This is a genomic window from Pseudomonadota bacterium (assembly GCA_018823285.1).
In the GTDB taxonomy this organism is placed as follows: domain Bacteria; phylum Desulfobacterota; class Desulfobulbia; order Desulfobulbales; family JAGXFP01; genus JAHJIQ01.
Genome location: JAHJIQ010000022.1, coordinates 17600 through 33131, shown reverse-complemented (window position 1 = coordinate 33131; position 15532 = coordinate 17600). Strand labels below are relative to the sequence as shown.

The 15532-nt window shown below is 50.4% G+C and carries 11 protein-coding genes; 1 reads left to right on the top strand and 10 read right to left on the bottom strand.

Features of this window, described 5'->3' with window-relative positions; translation table 11 throughout:
- Nucleotides 1–257 precede the first annotated feature (257 nt).
- Nucleotides 258–590, bottom strand: coding sequence for a hypothetical protein (locus KKG35_06790; GenBank protein MBU1737832.1), 333 nt, complete (start codon nt 588–590; stop codon nt 258–260).
- Between the two features lie 466 nt (nt 591–1056).
- Here KKG35_06790 and KKG35_06785 point away from each other — a divergent pair, with 466 nt between their 5' ends.
- On the top strand, nt 1057–3093 hold the full coding sequence (locus KKG35_06785; GenBank protein ID MBU1737831.1) for a DUF3365 domain-containing protein: 2037 nt from the start codon (nt 1057–1059) through the stop codon (nt 3091–3093).
- 75 nt (nt 3094–3168) lie between these two features.
- Here the strand turns inward: KKG35_06785 and KKG35_06780 are convergent, their stop codons facing one another.
- The 9 genes from KKG35_06780 to KKG35_06740 form a co-directional block, all read right to left on the bottom strand.
- Entirely contained in the window at nt 3169–4593 is a 1425-nt protein-coding gene (locus tag KKG35_06780; protein ID MBU1737830.1) for a hypothetical protein, read from the bottom strand.
- Between the two features lie 84 nt (nt 4594–4677).
- Nucleotides 4678–5928, bottom strand: coding sequence for a polysulfide reductase NrfD (nrfD, locus tag KKG35_06775; protein MBU1737829.1), 1251 nt, complete (start codon nt 5926–5928; stop codon nt 4678–4680).
- 12 nt (nt 5929–5940) lie between these two features.
- The gene (locus KKG35_06770) at nt 5941–6873 is read right to left on the bottom strand and encodes a 4Fe-4S dicluster domain-containing protein (protein ID MBU1737828.1); all 933 of its coding nucleotides are present in this window, start codon (nt 6871–6873) and stop codon (nt 5941–5943) included.
- 49 nt (nt 6874–6922) lie between these two features.
- The gene (locus KKG35_06765) at nt 6923–7453 is read right to left on the bottom strand and encodes a cytochrome c family protein (GenBank protein ID MBU1737827.1); all 531 of its coding nucleotides are present in this window, start codon (nt 7451–7453) and stop codon (nt 6923–6925) included.
- Nucleotides 7454–7797: 344 nt separating this feature from the next.
- Nucleotides 7798–9582, bottom strand: a complete 1785-nt coding sequence (gene ftsH / locus KKG35_06760) for an ATP-dependent zinc metalloprotease FtsH (GenBank protein MBU1737826.1) — start codon at nt 9580–9582, stop codon at nt 7798–7800.
- 931 nt (nt 9583–10513) lie between these two features.
- Nucleotides 10514–10774, bottom strand: coding sequence for a hypothetical protein (locus KKG35_06755; GenBank protein MBU1737825.1), 261 nt, complete (start codon nt 10772–10774; stop codon nt 10514–10516).
- Between the two features lie 88 nt (nt 10775–10862).
- The gene (locus tag KKG35_06750) at nt 10863–11087 is read right to left on the bottom strand and encodes a hypothetical protein (GenBank protein MBU1737824.1); all 225 of its coding nucleotides are present in this window, start codon (nt 11085–11087) and stop codon (nt 10863–10865) included.
- Nucleotides 11088–11536: 449 nt separating this feature from the next.
- A complete protein-coding gene (locus tag KKG35_06745; GenBank protein MBU1737823.1) occupies nt 11537–13339 on the bottom strand; it encodes a sigma 54-interacting transcriptional regulator in 1803 nt (600 codons plus the stop codon).
- A gap of 77 nt (nt 13340–13416) precedes the next feature.
- Nucleotides 13417–15384 (bottom strand): PAS domain-containing protein, encoded by a 1968-nt coding sequence (locus tag KKG35_06740; protein ID MBU1737822.1) that lies wholly within the window; start codon nt 15382–15384, stop codon nt 13417–13419.
- Nucleotides 15385–15532: the final 148 nt, after the last annotated feature.

Below are 15532 nucleotides of genomic sequence, written 5' to 3'. Positions count from 1 at the left end.
TCCTGAAATAATAGGATATTTACGAAACGCGCATTGCGCCTTTCACAGAAATGTCAAGAAAAAAATACCCCCAACATGTTGTTTTTATTGAAAAAGTTCATGCAATCTTTACCATGCAATTTTCTAACCGGAAATTACTGATTTTTTATAAAATTTTAATAAATGACAACGTGTGTGGAATACGCTGCCGGATTCCTAAAAGAGGGGGAGGGGCATGCGCCTGTCCTGGCAGGCGCATGCCCCGGAGGAGAAGAAGGCTACTCCTGCTGCAAAACAGTCATCGTGACGCTGTTGTCGTCGTTAAACATAATCGTCAGGCTGACATCTCCGTCAAGCATGGCGATATAGGTCAGCAGGCCATCATCAATCATGACTTCCAGTGATTTGATTGTCCGGGTGGTGATGGTCATCTCGGTCATCCCGATGGCGATGTCATCGAGGGTCATATCTGCGTGGGGGGTGTCGGCAATCATGGTGTCGATCATTTCATAAACTTCCTCATCAACAATCCCCTCGGCGGCATGATGGGCAAACAGCGGTGTTGCACTTATGGTCAGACAGGCGATAATTGCGCATAATGTTTTCTTCATTTCCGTATCTCCTTTTCATTTTTTAATAAGGTCCTTAAATCTTTCGTTCATGGTTCAGACCGGATGCAGGCATTTCGGGCAGAGGGGGGAAGGACCCGCGATGCCTGTACGCTGGGAAATATTATTCCCTGCGTTGTACAGCCGGCTTATTTGTAAAACGCATGAGATTCAAAAAAGGTTCCCCCAGGGTGTAAAAAAATGTGATTGTCGGATTTGCTGTCTGACTGATCTGCCCGAGGCTGTGATGAAATGTCTTATCAAGAATGTATGTGATCATTGATTTTTTATGATGCAGGGAGTCATGGTGAAGTTGTTTCAGCGAGTGGATTGGGGAAATGATCACTTCGTTTTTGCTTGACAGTTCCAGGCTCCCGTTCTTAAATGCTGCGGGGAGACTTATATGAGTTAGGCTCTGGCCGTTAATGGTTTTTCTGCCTGGGAGAGCACTACGGGAAATTGTGTTTTTATGTTTAATAAACCTGCCGTTCTACTTCGCATTGCGCTCTATGTTCTGATTATCTCGCTGATGGGCAACGTCAACGGGCTGATGGACATGGTTCTTCACCCTGAGATTCCTTACTTCGATTCGGAGCATATCGTTGTCGGCGGGATGATGGCCTTCCTGACCGGAATTCTATGCGTCGTCATGGAAGCAAATGTCCGGAAGTCGGATGAGATAAAGTCATCCCAGCTGGTTGCCTATATCTGGTTCATGGCCATCGGCTGGACGGTGGTTGTGTTTGCTTCTCTTGCCTATGATGTGGTGAGTGAAAAAAAGGCAAGCATGGATATAGCGCTTCAGGAGGCAAGGGCCATTTACGAGAAAGATCTCAATTATTATCGCTGGGCCACCGGGCACGATGGGGTTTTTGTCCCCATAACTGAACGAACCAAGCCCAACCGGTATCTGAGTCATATTCCCGAGTACATGGTTGAGACACTGACGGGCAACAAGCTGACTCTGGTGAATCCGGAGTATATGATTCGACAGGTCTACGAGATGCAGACGACTGAACTGGGGGTTCTGGGCCATATTACGAGTCTTGACCCGATACGCCATGAGAATGCGGCTGATCCCTGGGAAGAAAAGGCGCTGGAGGCTTTTGAGGAGGGGGTGCAGGAGGTCAGCGCCATTGAGGATATTGACGGCAGTCCATATCTGAGACTGATGCGGCCGATGGTTACGGAAAAGGGGTGTCTTAAATGTCATGCGTTGCAGGGGTATGTGGAAGGAGATATCAGGGGGGGAATCAGTGTCTCGGTCCCTATGGCTCACCTGAACGCACTGTCCCGGAAAGATATTCTTGTTTTCTCATTTGGCCATATCTGTCTCTGGGTGCTTGGGATACTGGGAATGTTTCTTGGTTCAAGCAGGGTCAGTCTGTCGATCAGGGAAAGGGAAGAGGCGGAGAACAGGCTCCGGACAATAATTGACAACATGTTCGATGGTCTGGTCATCCTCGGAGAGGACGGGCTGATCGATTCAGTGAATTCCGCCGCTGCCAAGATGTTTGGTTATAAAACCGAGTCTCTGATCGATTTGGATGTCGCAGTCCTTGCAGATGGCTTGAAAGAGTTTGGTGAGCCCGGCTCAGGAACCGAGGGCGAGGTCGATATCGTTGTCGGCGGACCAAGGGAAATCAAAGGCAGACGAAAGGATGGCTCCGCCTTCCCCCTCGAAATATCAGTCAGCAGGATGGAGTTCGGGAGCAAGAACTATTACATCGTTATGGTTCGGGACATTTCCGATGAGAAAATCAGAAAAGCTGAAGCCTTGCAGGCCGGGAAGCTCGCCGCCATTGGGGAGCTTGCTGCCGGAGTTGCCCATGAGATCAATAATCCGATAAACGGTGTGATAAACTATGCCCAGATCATGAAAGACGAGTGTGTGGAAAGCGGGAACTGTGAATTTGGTGAGTTGCTGGGCAGGGTCATTAAGGAGGGCGAGAGGGTTGCCGGAATTGTCCGGAATCTTCTGTCTTTCGCCCGCCAGCGTGATGAGGATGTTGATGACATCCACCTGAAGGAGATCGTTGCCGACAGCATCTCTCTGGTCATGCATCAGTTGACCAAAGAAGGGATTGTGACCGAGGTGGATGTCCCTGAAGATCTTCCCGCTCTTCGTGGCAACCCCCAACAGTTGCAGCAGGTTTTTTTAAATCTTCTGAGCAATGCCCGGTATGCCCTGAACGAGAAATATCCTGTCGCTGATAAAAATAAGCGTCTGGAAATCAGGAGCAAGCTGGTTGATCTGGGTGACGGAGATATGATCAGGACTACTTTCAAGGATTATGGCTGTGGGATTTCTCCTGACATTATCGACAATATATTTGATTCACTGTTCAGTACCAAGCCCCCTGGACAGGGCACAGGACTCGGTCTCAGCATAAGCCGCGATCTGATCCGTGACCACAACGGGTATCTTCATGTTGAGAGTGTTCTCGGTGATCACACCACGGTGACGGTTGATCTTCTGGTCAAAAGGCCGATAACCAGGCATTGAAGGCAGGGTGGGACGGGATTTTTCAGTGGTGTTGAGTCCCCGGCTGCTTCTTCCGCTGCAGAGATCGCCTCCCCTCTAATTCACAGGGAAATCAACCTTGACGGTGGTGTGGTCGCCTACTTCGCTGTCGATGCATATTTCTCCGTTATGCTCCCTGGCAATTTCGCGGCTGATGCTGAGGCCCAGACCCGATCCGGTTCCCCGTGGCTTGGTGCTGAAGTTCGGTTCAAAGACGTGTTTGAGTGTCTGCGGCGGAATGCCCGGTCCGAGATCGGTGATGGCGACCCGGACATATTTTTCATCCTTGTCAAAGGTGATTTCGCTTTCAACTTCCAGGATTTTGTTGTCATCCTTTGCCGGATAACGCAGATTCAAGGCGTACCGGGCATTGTTCAGCAGATTGAGCAGCAGATGTTTTATGTGCTGGGCATTGCCTGCAAACTCAGGCAGGTCCGGTTGCAGCTTCCTGATGATTTCAATTCCATCACTGCGGAAACGATGCTGGGTCAGCGCCAGGGTTTCTTCGACCAGCCTGTTGAGGTCAATCGGTTCTAGGCCCTTGGCGTGGCATTCGCTGTAGGACAGAAGTTTTCCTGAAATACCCGCAATTCTCTCTCCCTCTTTGATGATTTTGCCGACCAGCAGGTCGTGCTCAGGGCTCTGTCTGTCGTTAAGGTCTTCATCGGCAAGAATCTGGGCGTAGTTGATGACCCCGTTGCTGAGATTGTTGATTTCGTGGGCCACATCCGCCGCCAGCTCTCCCAGGGCTGCCAGTTGTGATGCCCGGAAAATTTCGGCCTTGTCGTTTTCCCTGCTATCCAGCAGGTCTTTGGTGAAGCTGGCCAGGACATCGGTTTCCGCACAGCCGGATGGCATGGAGAGCGATGTGTTTTTCCCTTCCTTCAAACTTGTTGTTTGTCTCGCGAGACTCATGATCGGCACTGCCATACGGCGATAGAGAAGAGCCAGAACGATCACCAGAGTGAAAACCGACAGAGCCAGGGTCCCGATAATGATAGACTGCAACGCGAAGATAGCCCTCCTGGCATAATCGATGGTCATCCGGTCGAAAAGTATAAGCCTTTCACCAAGGACTCTCGTGTCCCGGTTCAGGCGTTTCAGGCTCTCCGGTTTCTGGTTGTCGGTTTCGATCTGACGGAGAAGAAGAATAATCCCGGGAATGTCAATCTGGTTCATCAGAGACAGTTTGTACTCGTCCGGGATATGAGCATTGGCGATAACTCTGGAGATGTTCTGATTCAGCTCTTCCATTTCAACGGCGATTTCCGGGAACTTGTCGAATTTCCGGTCAAGGATTGATTCGGTGATGTGTTCACGGATGATCGCGAACTGGAAGTTGATTTTTTCCGTCTGCTCAACAACGTTCTGCTGTTGCCTGATGGTCTGATTCTGTCTGAACCAGAGCGTGAGCAGAGCTGTGAGGAAGACGAAGATTACCAGACAGGTTGCAACTATGGTTTTTCTTAAAGGCGTGCTCATGTCCTTATCTCGTTGTGAAGGGGAATGTCTGTTGCCGGAAGATCCGGCAACAGACATTTGAAGCCGCCGAACGTTCCCGGGATCTCAGGTTTTGTCTTTCCATGAATACAGAATGGGCATCCTGGCCAGTACTGCACGATACACCACAATATATGTTGCATACACGGTGATGACGATCACGACTTCACGCCAGTGGGGTATTTCCTGGTAGAGATCCCAGTTGAAGGTAATCAATGCCGTGTTCAGACGGTTCAGGGCAATACCGGCAACCGCAATAAAGGCGCTGACCCTGGCCAGGCCGGCTGACCCGTTTCGGAGGGCCATCGTATACAAGACCAGAGGCAGGATCACCCCGATGGAGATTTCCAGAAGGTACCATTGCCCCCAGCCGGTGAAGATATACTGCCAGTCATTATCATGGGCCACCGCGATAATCTTGATCACCAGATAGGTGGCCAGGGCCAGGGCCGCGCCTTTGGAGATTCCTAAAGTAAGACGGTCGAGGCTCTCCAGAAATCTCTGATCACAGCGCCAGCGCATGAACCATTTACAGAGGGTGCTGACCACGATGAGCATTGACAATCCGGCAAATACGGCCGAACACAGGAAATGAAACCACATGAATGGCGAAGAGTACCAGAGTGGGTGAACTTTTCCAGGGGCGTAGGTGAAAAGGCCTCCCAGAGCGCCCTGGTGCAGGGTGGAAAGGATGATTCCGGCAACAGTCAGCCCGAGGACCATGCTTTTAACGAATTTTTTGGCCCGGGGCAAGCCCATCCATTCGGCAAAGGCCGGAACAAGTTCCGCAACCTGACAGGAAAGATAGGTGGCAACGTGCCAGGCAACCAGAAAAAGCACCGCTGCAGGTCCCAGTGAAACAAACATCGGGTAAATGAGTCGCCATGGCTGTCCAAGATCAACCTGCAGAAACACGACGGCAAAGAGGTAGCCAAGCAGGCCGTTCAGTAGCCCCAATCGTTCAATCGGTTTGAAGTCGTCCCGTCCGAACAGTTCAACGGTGGTGCCCATCATGAACCCGGAAGCAGAAAGGGGAACCATCGTAAACAATCCCCAGCCGAGGAATAGCCCCCAGGGATAATCATAGGAGCTGTGGGTTACCCAGCCGAGTCCGTATATGAAACGGCCGATGATGATCGGAACACCGACGATGTAGATTACGGCCAGAATCCAGTTGAACGGGTTTTTAAACTGCTGGGAGAGATATTCGCCCGGAGAGAGCCCGAGAAATATCTTGTCCTTGACGGTCCAGGTGCGACCGTTACCATTCGTGTGTGAGTCAATTGGCTTAAAACCTTGCTGTGCTAGCTTGTTCATCTCTTCCCCTCCTTATTTATTCCCGGTTTTTTCTTCGTTTTTGAGAGCCTCTTTTCGGTTTGACAGCAGGTGAAAACCGGTAAACAAGGCGGGCCAGATGGTCAGGACCATGGGGACAATGGTCAGGAATTCCTTTACATAGGAAATGATCGGCTGCTCGCCGATATGGGTGTTGAAACCCAGTTCTTCAAACGGTACGTCAGAAAGATACATCCAGGCGGTGCCGCCCACTTCTTTTTCGCCATAGATGTGGTCGATGTACTTGTCCGGATTGTTTTTGATCCTGGCATTGCCCAGTTTGATCAGATCATTTCTTTTTCCGAAGGTCATGACTTCCTGTGGACATGCTTCAACACAAGCAGGGGGGCGACCGAATTTCAACCGGGTGTCGTAGCACATGATGCATTTTTTGATCACCGGGTTGATCGGGCTTGAGTAGCTGTATGCGGGTACATAAAAAGGGCAGGCGACCATGCAGGTCCTGCAGCCGACACAAACAGTCGGGTCGTATATGACCGCGCCTTCTTTGGTTTTCGTATAGGCATTGACAAAGCACGAAGTAAGACAGGCGGGTTCGTTACAGTGATTGCACTGGAATTTACGGAAGACCGGCCCTTTTTCGCGACCCTCAATTTCGTAGCGATTGACTACGGTGTAAGCTTTTTCGCTGGTCCGCCTTTTCTGGCCATTGTGCTGTATTTCATCGTAGACCGACAGGTCATCAAAAGGCTTGTCCGGAGCGGGAAGACCTTGTTCCTTATTGCAGGCGGCTTCACAACTGCGGCATCCTACACACCTGGTAAAGTCGACCAGCACTCCCATGCTGTCCGGATAGCCGCCAAAATTTCCGGCTGCTGAAGAATTTTTGCTGACTGCAGTTCCGGCTATCACAGCGGTGCCGGCGAGTCCTCCCTTGAGAAAGCTTCTTCGATTTAGTTTTTTCATCTCTTTCCTCTTGTTATGGATAATGAATGCTGAATCCTGGGATCAGAAATTAGTGGCCTGCAGCGTCCGCTTTCGAAATCGGAGCGAATTCTCCGGAATGGAATATTTCATCACCTTTCTTGTTTCTGGCATGGCAGTCCTGACATCCTGTGGGTCCGCCAGTTTCCTGATGACATCCCAGGCAATTCTGATGATAGGCCCCTTTCAGCCCTGGTTTGTCGATGTGATAAAGCTGGGTGTTTGATGCAACTTCAGAGAGGTAAGCCGCTTCAAATCTTTTGGCCGGGTGGCACTCCTGGCATGCCATGCTTCCTGACTCGTGTCCACCCTTGTGGCACCGGAGGCATTTCGGATTTTCCGGGGCAGTCCCGGTCGTGTGGTGATGGCATTTGGCGCATTTTCCTTCGGCCAGGTCAACGTGCATGCTGTGGTTGAAAATGACTGCGTCGTAGAAGTTGCCGAGGCTGGCCAACTCCACAGTCTCCGGGCCTGTTTCAGCCAGGCATGCTGCGAAAGGCCCACTGAAGATCAGCAAGGTGAGCAGAATCAGGATGATTTTTCTCTGGTGATCGTGTGTCATAGTTTCTCCTTCTCCATTAACGATTTGTATGAAAAAAGCGGTTGATCTATGTTTGTCGGTTTCTCTGTTTTGCAGGTATGATGCCAAACATTCTCTGTGTGAGAAATATCCTGATGTGTCTGGAAAGTGAGAGTTGGCAAAGAGAAAAAGCCGGTTAGGTGGTTTATTTCCGGATTGACAGACTGGCGGGAAGAATGGTTGCAACCACAAAAGTGTAGCATGCAACACTATTGTGGCGGAAAAGTGTTGCATGCTACAGATATTGCAACACTCTCGGTAAATTTGTCAGGATGGTAGGGATGGGGTTCCGGTATAAGATTGGGGTTGCAAATGTGTCGCAAAAATCATGCATCATACTGTTTGTAGCCGGAAACAATTGCGTCCACCTCTTCTATGCCGATAGTTTCTTTCTTGAGGAGAACTTCCGCTAAACTGTGCAGGTAGTTGGTTCTTCCTTCCAGGATGATCATGGCCTCCTGGTAGCAATCTTCGATCAGCTGATTGATTTCCTTGTCGATGGCCATGGCCGTTTCTTCACTGTACAGAAGCTTGTCGTTGTTGCCGCCCAGAAATCCCTGGTCGTCTCTGGTGTATGCCCTGGGGCCCAGTATTTCACTCATCCCCCACTGGCAGATCATTTTTGTCGCGATTTCCGTTGCTGACTGCAGGTCGTTGCTGGCCCCGGTGGTGAACTGATTGAAGATGATTTCTTCCGCAGTGCGGCCACCCAGCATGATCTTTATCCTGTTGGTCAGATATTCCTTCGAATAGGAATGGCGGTCGTCCAATGGAACCTGCTGGGTCATGCCCATGGCCCGGCCGCGGGGGATGATCGTGATTTTGTGGAGTGGATCCGTGTTGGGGAGCAGGCGGGCCATGATCGCGTGCCCTGCTTCGTGGTAGGCAGTGGTTCGACGTTCTTTTTCACTGATCACCATCCCTTTGCGTTCCGTGCCCATCATGATTTTGTCCTTTGCGTCTTCAATATCTTCCAGATCAACGGCCTCCTTGTTTTTTCGGGCGGCCAGGAGTGCCGATTCATTCATCAGGTTGGCCAGATCGGCGCCGGTAAATCCAGGTGTTGCCCCGGCGATATCCTTCAGTTCGACATTGTTGGCCATGACGATATTACGTGCATATACATTCAGGATTTCCATTCTGCCCCTGATATCCGGGGCAAGGATGTTGACCTGGCGATCAAAGCGCCCGGGGCGGAGCAGGGCCGGGTCCAATGTGTCCGGGCGGTTGGTGGCGGCAACGATCACTACGGTATCTCCCGATTCAAACCCGTCCATTTCGACGAGCAGGGCGTTCAGGGTCTGCTGGCGTTCATCCTGGCCTCCGCCCGAGGAACCCGATGCGCGATGACCGCCAACGGCATCTATCTCGTCGATAAAGACAATACAAGGGGCATTTTTCTTGGCCTGTTTAAAGAGGTCCCGGACTCTTGAAGCCCCAACACCGACAAACATTTCCACGAAATCGGAGCCGCTGATGCTGAAAAAGGGAACCCCTGCTTCACCGGCAATGGCTTTGGCAAGGAGTGTCTTGCCGGTCCCCGGAGGGCCCTGAAGGAGCACGCCTTTGGGGAGGCGGCCACCCAGGCGGGTAAATTTTTTTGAGTCGCGGAGAAAAGAGATGATCTCTTGAAGTTCCTCTTTTGCTTCCGGTATTCCTGCCACATCATTGAATGTTACTTGTAATGACTTTGTCGGGACAATCAGGTTTTTGTTTTTGCCGAAGGAGGAGGTGGCCCCTTTTTGCCGGTAGAACATGAAAAAAAACCATGCTCCGGAGATTAAAACCCATGGCAGGAGCGAGGCCAGGGTGCCTGATGAAACCGATTTTCCAGGGGCAGTGCTGATTGTCACGTCCTGAGCGGTCAATCTGCTGATCACTGAAGCCGGATCCGGAGCATAGGTGTAAAATGGACGGTCGTAAATATCAAGGCCGGTTATCTCCCCGTCTTTGATCAGAACCGATTTGATCTCCTTGTTTTTGATGCTTGCCAGGAATGATGTGTAGCTTATGGTTGGAGGCTTGTTCTCGATGCTCACAATATTGAAAATCGCAACGGCGACAATGGTCAGGATCAGTACGATCAGGAAATTACGGTAATAGGCAGTCAATGCGGGCCTCCATCCGGTTCAGAGTTGACGCGACACTAGCCTGGATATTGTGCAGGAATCGGGCCAATATAACGCGAGCGGTCACTTTTGCGTACTGTTGAAAATACAGGGTTGGGTGACGCTGAAGGTGCAGGGTGCAAGGTCGGGATTTATGGATCTCAACTTTCCGGGTTTGGTTAATCGCCCGATAAAGCTGAGTTGAGCAGCTCGTCTGCTCGTACGAAACTTATACCCGCAGGGTGAAATAAAGAGGTTTTGGTGATTTTTCGTTCCAGTGTTCCATAAGAAGCCAGAATCCAGGAGTCAGAAGCCAGGAGAAAAGCTTTAAAATCAGTCGTTCTGGATCCTGACTTCTGGCTTCTGAATTCTCATCATGGAATGCCACTATGGTTCTCAATTAATTTATAACAGCAAATCAACACCATAAGACAAGTCAGAAAGTTGAGTATGGATGATTGACCGAATGTTTCGCAGTCCCATGGCATTTGTGCTTTGCCGGGAGGATCAGGAACCCTGGTTTTGCGAAGGGGTGGGGTTGACGTTGGTGTTGATGTATTTGAAAAACAAGGTGAACGCAGGAAGAAAGAAGATGGGGATTATGTGGTGGCATAAGAGTCCTCCAACCCAGCCATCTTCTGACGGGCGGTGAGTCTCTGAACAGGAAATTGCGACAAGGTAATGATCAAGTAGTTTTCCGACTTCCCAATCGACCAGAATCAGAGACGCAAAGAAGGTCATCAGGCACCAGGTTCCAATGCTGCCGCCAACCAGCAAAATGCAAATGATAGTTAATGGAGAGGGCTCCGATGTGTTGCAATGACTCTTCATTCGATTGTTGATTTTGATTTCTGGATAATGAACACTGCATCAGGCTCTTTTTTTTCTGCAGATTGGATCCTGATGCAGTGTATTGAAGTCGCGATGAGAGAAATCAGGATCTGGCGACCTGCTCTTTCTCCTTGTTGAGATATTTGAAGAAAGCGGGGAAGGCGCCGAGAAATGCGACGCAGATGATGTATTCGACCCCTTTGATGTGGGTGTAGAAGTCTACCAGGGTTTCGAAATCCTGGATCAGGCCGATTGAAACCAGGTACTGTCTGAAAAGTTCTCCTGCCTGCCAGTCCACCTTGGCAAGAGCGAAGGTCATGGCGGTGGCAACCCAAAGTCCTACTACTGACGCTGCAACAATCATGCTTCTCAATGCTATCCTCGTTCCTCTGCTTTCCTGTGCTGAATCGTAATTCATGATTTGTCCTCCATTCGGTATATGTTTGTATCGGTTATCTTCCGGTTACAGCGCTCATCCAGCCTGTGATCATGTCCAGAATTCCGCCGGTCATGGTAATGCCGCTGAACAGTGAGACCAGGCCCCAGATTCCTATTGCGGCTGCGGTGGCGATTAATAAGCCCATGGCTACCTGCATCACGCCTTCTTGGAGTTCAGGGGCTGAGTTGGTGTTGATGCCTTCACTTGCTGCTTTTTGGTTTCCTGTATTTGTATTCATGATGTTCCTCCTTGTTTTATTCTTCTGCAAGGGTTGCTGTTCTTTGGTGTTGTCTGGTGATACTGCATAGGGTGTGCCATGGAGGTGCTAAAATGAGCTGCTGTGAGTTTTTTGTGATTAAAGCATTGAATTTATTGACAAAACAAGATTGTTTGAAATGTGTTAGTTGGTGAATGTGGTGCAGTAATGTGTTGCCTATCTGTTGCAATTAATATTTTGCCACATAGTTGTTGCAACAAAAGTGTAGTAAAAGTGTGGCGCTGTTGGTTGTGATACAGTATCAGCGGGAAGAAGTGTGGGCGGTCTGAAGGAGAGTTGCGCTATTTATGGTGATGAGTGGTACTTGCAGTGTGCTTTCCGATGCTCGATCCAACTCCCTGATCTTTATCAGTCAGGGTTGCCGGTGGCGATTGCGGAAGTCTTGGGTTACCGGATGGCTTCTTGATCTTTCATGGTAAAGGGGAAGGGTCGATATTGTAGCTCCGCATTTTGCGGTACAGGGTGCTGCGGTCGAAACCGAGAATCCTTGCGGCCATCGCCTTGTTGCCGGCGGTCTGGTGGAGCACCCTGACAATTCGTTCGTTTTCAGGTTCCATGGTATCCCGGAATTGATCGGTGGGTGTGGTTTTCTGGTTTTCCTGGATGGTCGGGGGTTGACTTGTGGTGCGTGGTGGTGATTCGACGGAATGGTTGAAAATCTCCGCCGGAAGATGTTCGCTGGTGATGGTTGGCCCTTTACAGAGGACACAGGCGCGCTCGATAACGTGTTCGAGCTCTCTGACGTTGCCCGGCCAGCTGAAGCTGGAAAGAAGTTCTGTCGCCTGATCCGAGATTCCTGTGATTTTATGACCGATTCTCGCGCTGAATTTGTTAATGAAGTGATTGGCCAGCATCGGCAGATCACCATTTCTGTTGCGAAGGGGAGGGAGTGGAATGTCAACGACCCGGAGGCGAAAATAGAGATCTTCTCTGAAAGTGCCCTGCTCGACCTTCTTCTTCAGGTCGGCATTGGTTGCGGCAATTACCCTGACATCAACGGTGACCGGCCGGTCCTGCCCGACCGGGTAGAATGTTCTTTCCTGCAGAAATCTTAACAGCCGCAGTTGCATGAGCTGTGAGATATCCCCGATTTCATCCAGAAACAGGGTGCCGCCGTCAGCCTGGATAATTCGCCCCTGCCGGTCCCGATCGGCCCCGGTAAAGGAGCCGCGTTTGTGGCCGAAAAGCTCGCTCTCCAGCAGATTCTCGGGAATGGCGGTGCAGTCAACTTTGATCAGGGGCATGTCATGGCGGGGGCTTTCAATGTGCAGGGCTTCGGCGACAAGCTCTTTGCCGGTCCCGGATTCTCCGGTGATCAGGACAGATGTGTCCACCTGGCCGACATTTTCGATCATGGTGTAGACGGTTTGCATGGACCTGCTGACGCCGACCAGTCGATGGAATTTTGTTCTCTTGTCACGTTGTTGCAGGTGTTCCAGCTGAGTCATGTCGCGCGCCAGGATAACCACTCCCTGGAAGTCTCCCCCATTATCCTCAAGCGGTGATGCGTTTACCTGCAAAACTTTGATCCTGCCGTGGTCAAAATCACATTCTATTCTGTGTTCATGGACTTCGTTTCTTTCGTGGATGACCTTTTCGGCGTCTTTTGTGCATATTTTACCAAAGGTTCCCGGAATCGAGGATAGCGGTGCGCCGATGGCGACCTCCGGAATATCCCGGGTCCATTCTTTGGCCGTATCGTTCATTTCAACGAGACGAAGTTCGGAGTCTACGGTGATGATTGCATCGCGGACACTTCTGAAAATTGCCTCCATGTATTGGCGATAGCGTTCTTTATCCTGCTGCAGTTTTTCTTTTTCCTTCCAGAGTGAGTATTGTTGCAGGGCCATCCGCGCAACTCGCAGCAAGCCATCTTTTTTCACTGGTTTTGAGATGTAGTCGAAGGCTCCCAGGCGCACGGCCTCCGAGGCTGATTCAATATTCGGATACCCGGTCACCATCACAACCGGGCATGTGGCCCCTGTTTCTTTAAGGTGACGGAGAAGGTCGATTCCTGAATTACCTTCAAGGACGATGTCGCTGATAATCAGGTCAAAAGTGTGTTCGTTGATCAGGGAAATAGCTTCTTCGAAAGTCGAGGCCACATCAACAGGGCCGTATCCTTCCTTGGCAAGAAACATCTGGAAGGTGAGGCGGAGGCTTTCTTCATCGTCCACAACAAGAATACGGTTACCGGTCCTGTCGAAATCCATCATTGTAAAGTTCTCCGTATTTTTTGTATATTCCCAATTTTAGACTGGCGCATATCCACTATGTTTTTCAGGCCCGATCAGTCGGTATGATCAGGGTGATCCTTTTTTCGGCTTTCGGGTAAATCAACGGTCATCCTGGTGAAATTATCGACCTCGCTTTCCACGTTCAGGAAACCATGCAGATCCTTGATCAGCCCGCGGCTGATGCTCAAACCGAGGCCGGTACCTTTTCCGGACTCTCTCAGGGTAAAGAATGGCTCAAAGATATGGGTGATGAATTCCTGTGGAATCCCGCAACCATGGTCGGTAACCGTGGTTCTGATGTAGTTTTCTTTGTCCTGTTTCAATTCGGAGATCCTGATCTCGATTTTTTTCCGGATATCATTCCCCGGAAATCTTTTATTCAGGGCGTGTCTCGAGTTGCTCAACAAATTTAAAAAAACCTGCTGCAATTGTTGTCGGGTTCCCCGAACCACCGGGTGTGTTGTGTCTTTTTCAAATGCAATATCTATGCCTTCCTTTTTCAGTTGATGGTTTATCAGCTCTATGGAACTCAGCATTGCCGCTTCCACATCAACATCTTCTACTTCTTCGTTGCCGGGTCTGGCGAAGGAGAGAAGGTTGCTGACAATGGCGGCGATTCGCTCGCCCTCCCCGATTATTTTGGGCAGGATTGTTGATCCCGGCTGATTCTCTGCCTTGTTTCGTGAGGAGGCGGCCTCGTCAAGGAGCAACTGGGCATAATTGATAATGCCGTTGATCGGATTGTTGATTTCGTGCGCCACTCCGGCGGCCAGTTCCCCGATGGAAGCAAGTTGTGCGGCTCGCATGGTCTCAGCCTGCTGGGCCTTTTCATCGGAAATGTCCCGCAGAAGGATCAGGACTTTTGTCTGGCCGTCGACATCGGTGAATGGCGCGTAACTCTGTTCGTAGTAACGGCCATTGGTCATGAGAAGTTCGGTCCGTTGCAGCCTGTTCTGGTCAATGGCTTCCCGCATCCTGCAGATTTCGCAGGGCTCGCACAGCTGTTTGTATACTTCGTAGCATTTGCGGCCGACCTGATCCCCGAAATCTTCTTTAAGGATGTCGTTCTGGTATTCAATGATGTAATCGTGATTGAGGATGTGCATTCCCTGGTTGAGGGCGGTCAGCATGCTCACGAATTTGTCGCGTTCGGCCCTGAGCTGCTTGTTGATGATCTTTTTATCGGTGATGTCCTCAAAACTTTCTACCGCGCCGATGACCAAGCCGTTCGAGTTTTTCAGCAGGTCGGCATTTTTTGACACGGTCCGGACCTGGCCGTCCTTGGTGCGGATCGAACACTCCCGGCCCATAATCGGTTTCGCGACATTTTCAGAAAAGACGCCGCATCCGGTTGTGCAGGGTTCCAGGGCAAAGATGTCACAGGTCTTGCCGAGGACTTCGGCTGCCCGGAATCCTGTCACAGCTTCTGCTTTCTGGTTCCAGGTGGTGATTTCCCGATTGGTGTTCACTGTAAAAATAGCGCTTGGAATGACCCTGCAAAGAAGTTCTGCCTGTTCTTTGGCTTCCAGGTATTCGGCGGATCGTTGCAGGACGAGGATGTCCAGTTTCTCCCGGCCGCTTTCAAGCATTTTGGCATATTCAGTCTGTTTGGTGATGTCCCGCAGGGTTTCGACAATGCCCAGAAGTGATCCCTTGCGGTCATAGAGAGGAGATGCCAGGATTTCAAAATGCCGACTGGAGCGTTTGTTTCTTTTCTGCTCGTATTTGACCCGCACCGGTTTGTCGGTCTCCAGAACTTCCATGAGCGGGCAATGTCTCCCCGTTTTGACACAGGGTTGGGTGGCGCCAAAGATCAGTCCGTAGCAGAATGGGGTTTCGGGGAGGGGGCCCGGGGAGTGGTAAAAAGTCCGGGCGGCCTGATTCATCAGCTTTACCCTGAAATCGGTCCCGATTACAATAAATGGATCGGCCACTGCGTCAACAACCGAGCGAAAAAATTCAAGGGAAGCAGTCGGGTTCCGGTTCGGGAGCTGCTCTCTCTGGGTGGTGTTTTGTTTCATCTTGCATGTCGGCCTGATGTGGATTTGATGACATCTTCAGTCTAGACAATGCGAGACGCAAAATAAACAATTTCTTGTAAATAACTATTTCCAGGTCAACCCGGTGCTGAAAAATTGAGGATAGAGAAGCGGAAACAGACTTTTTTTC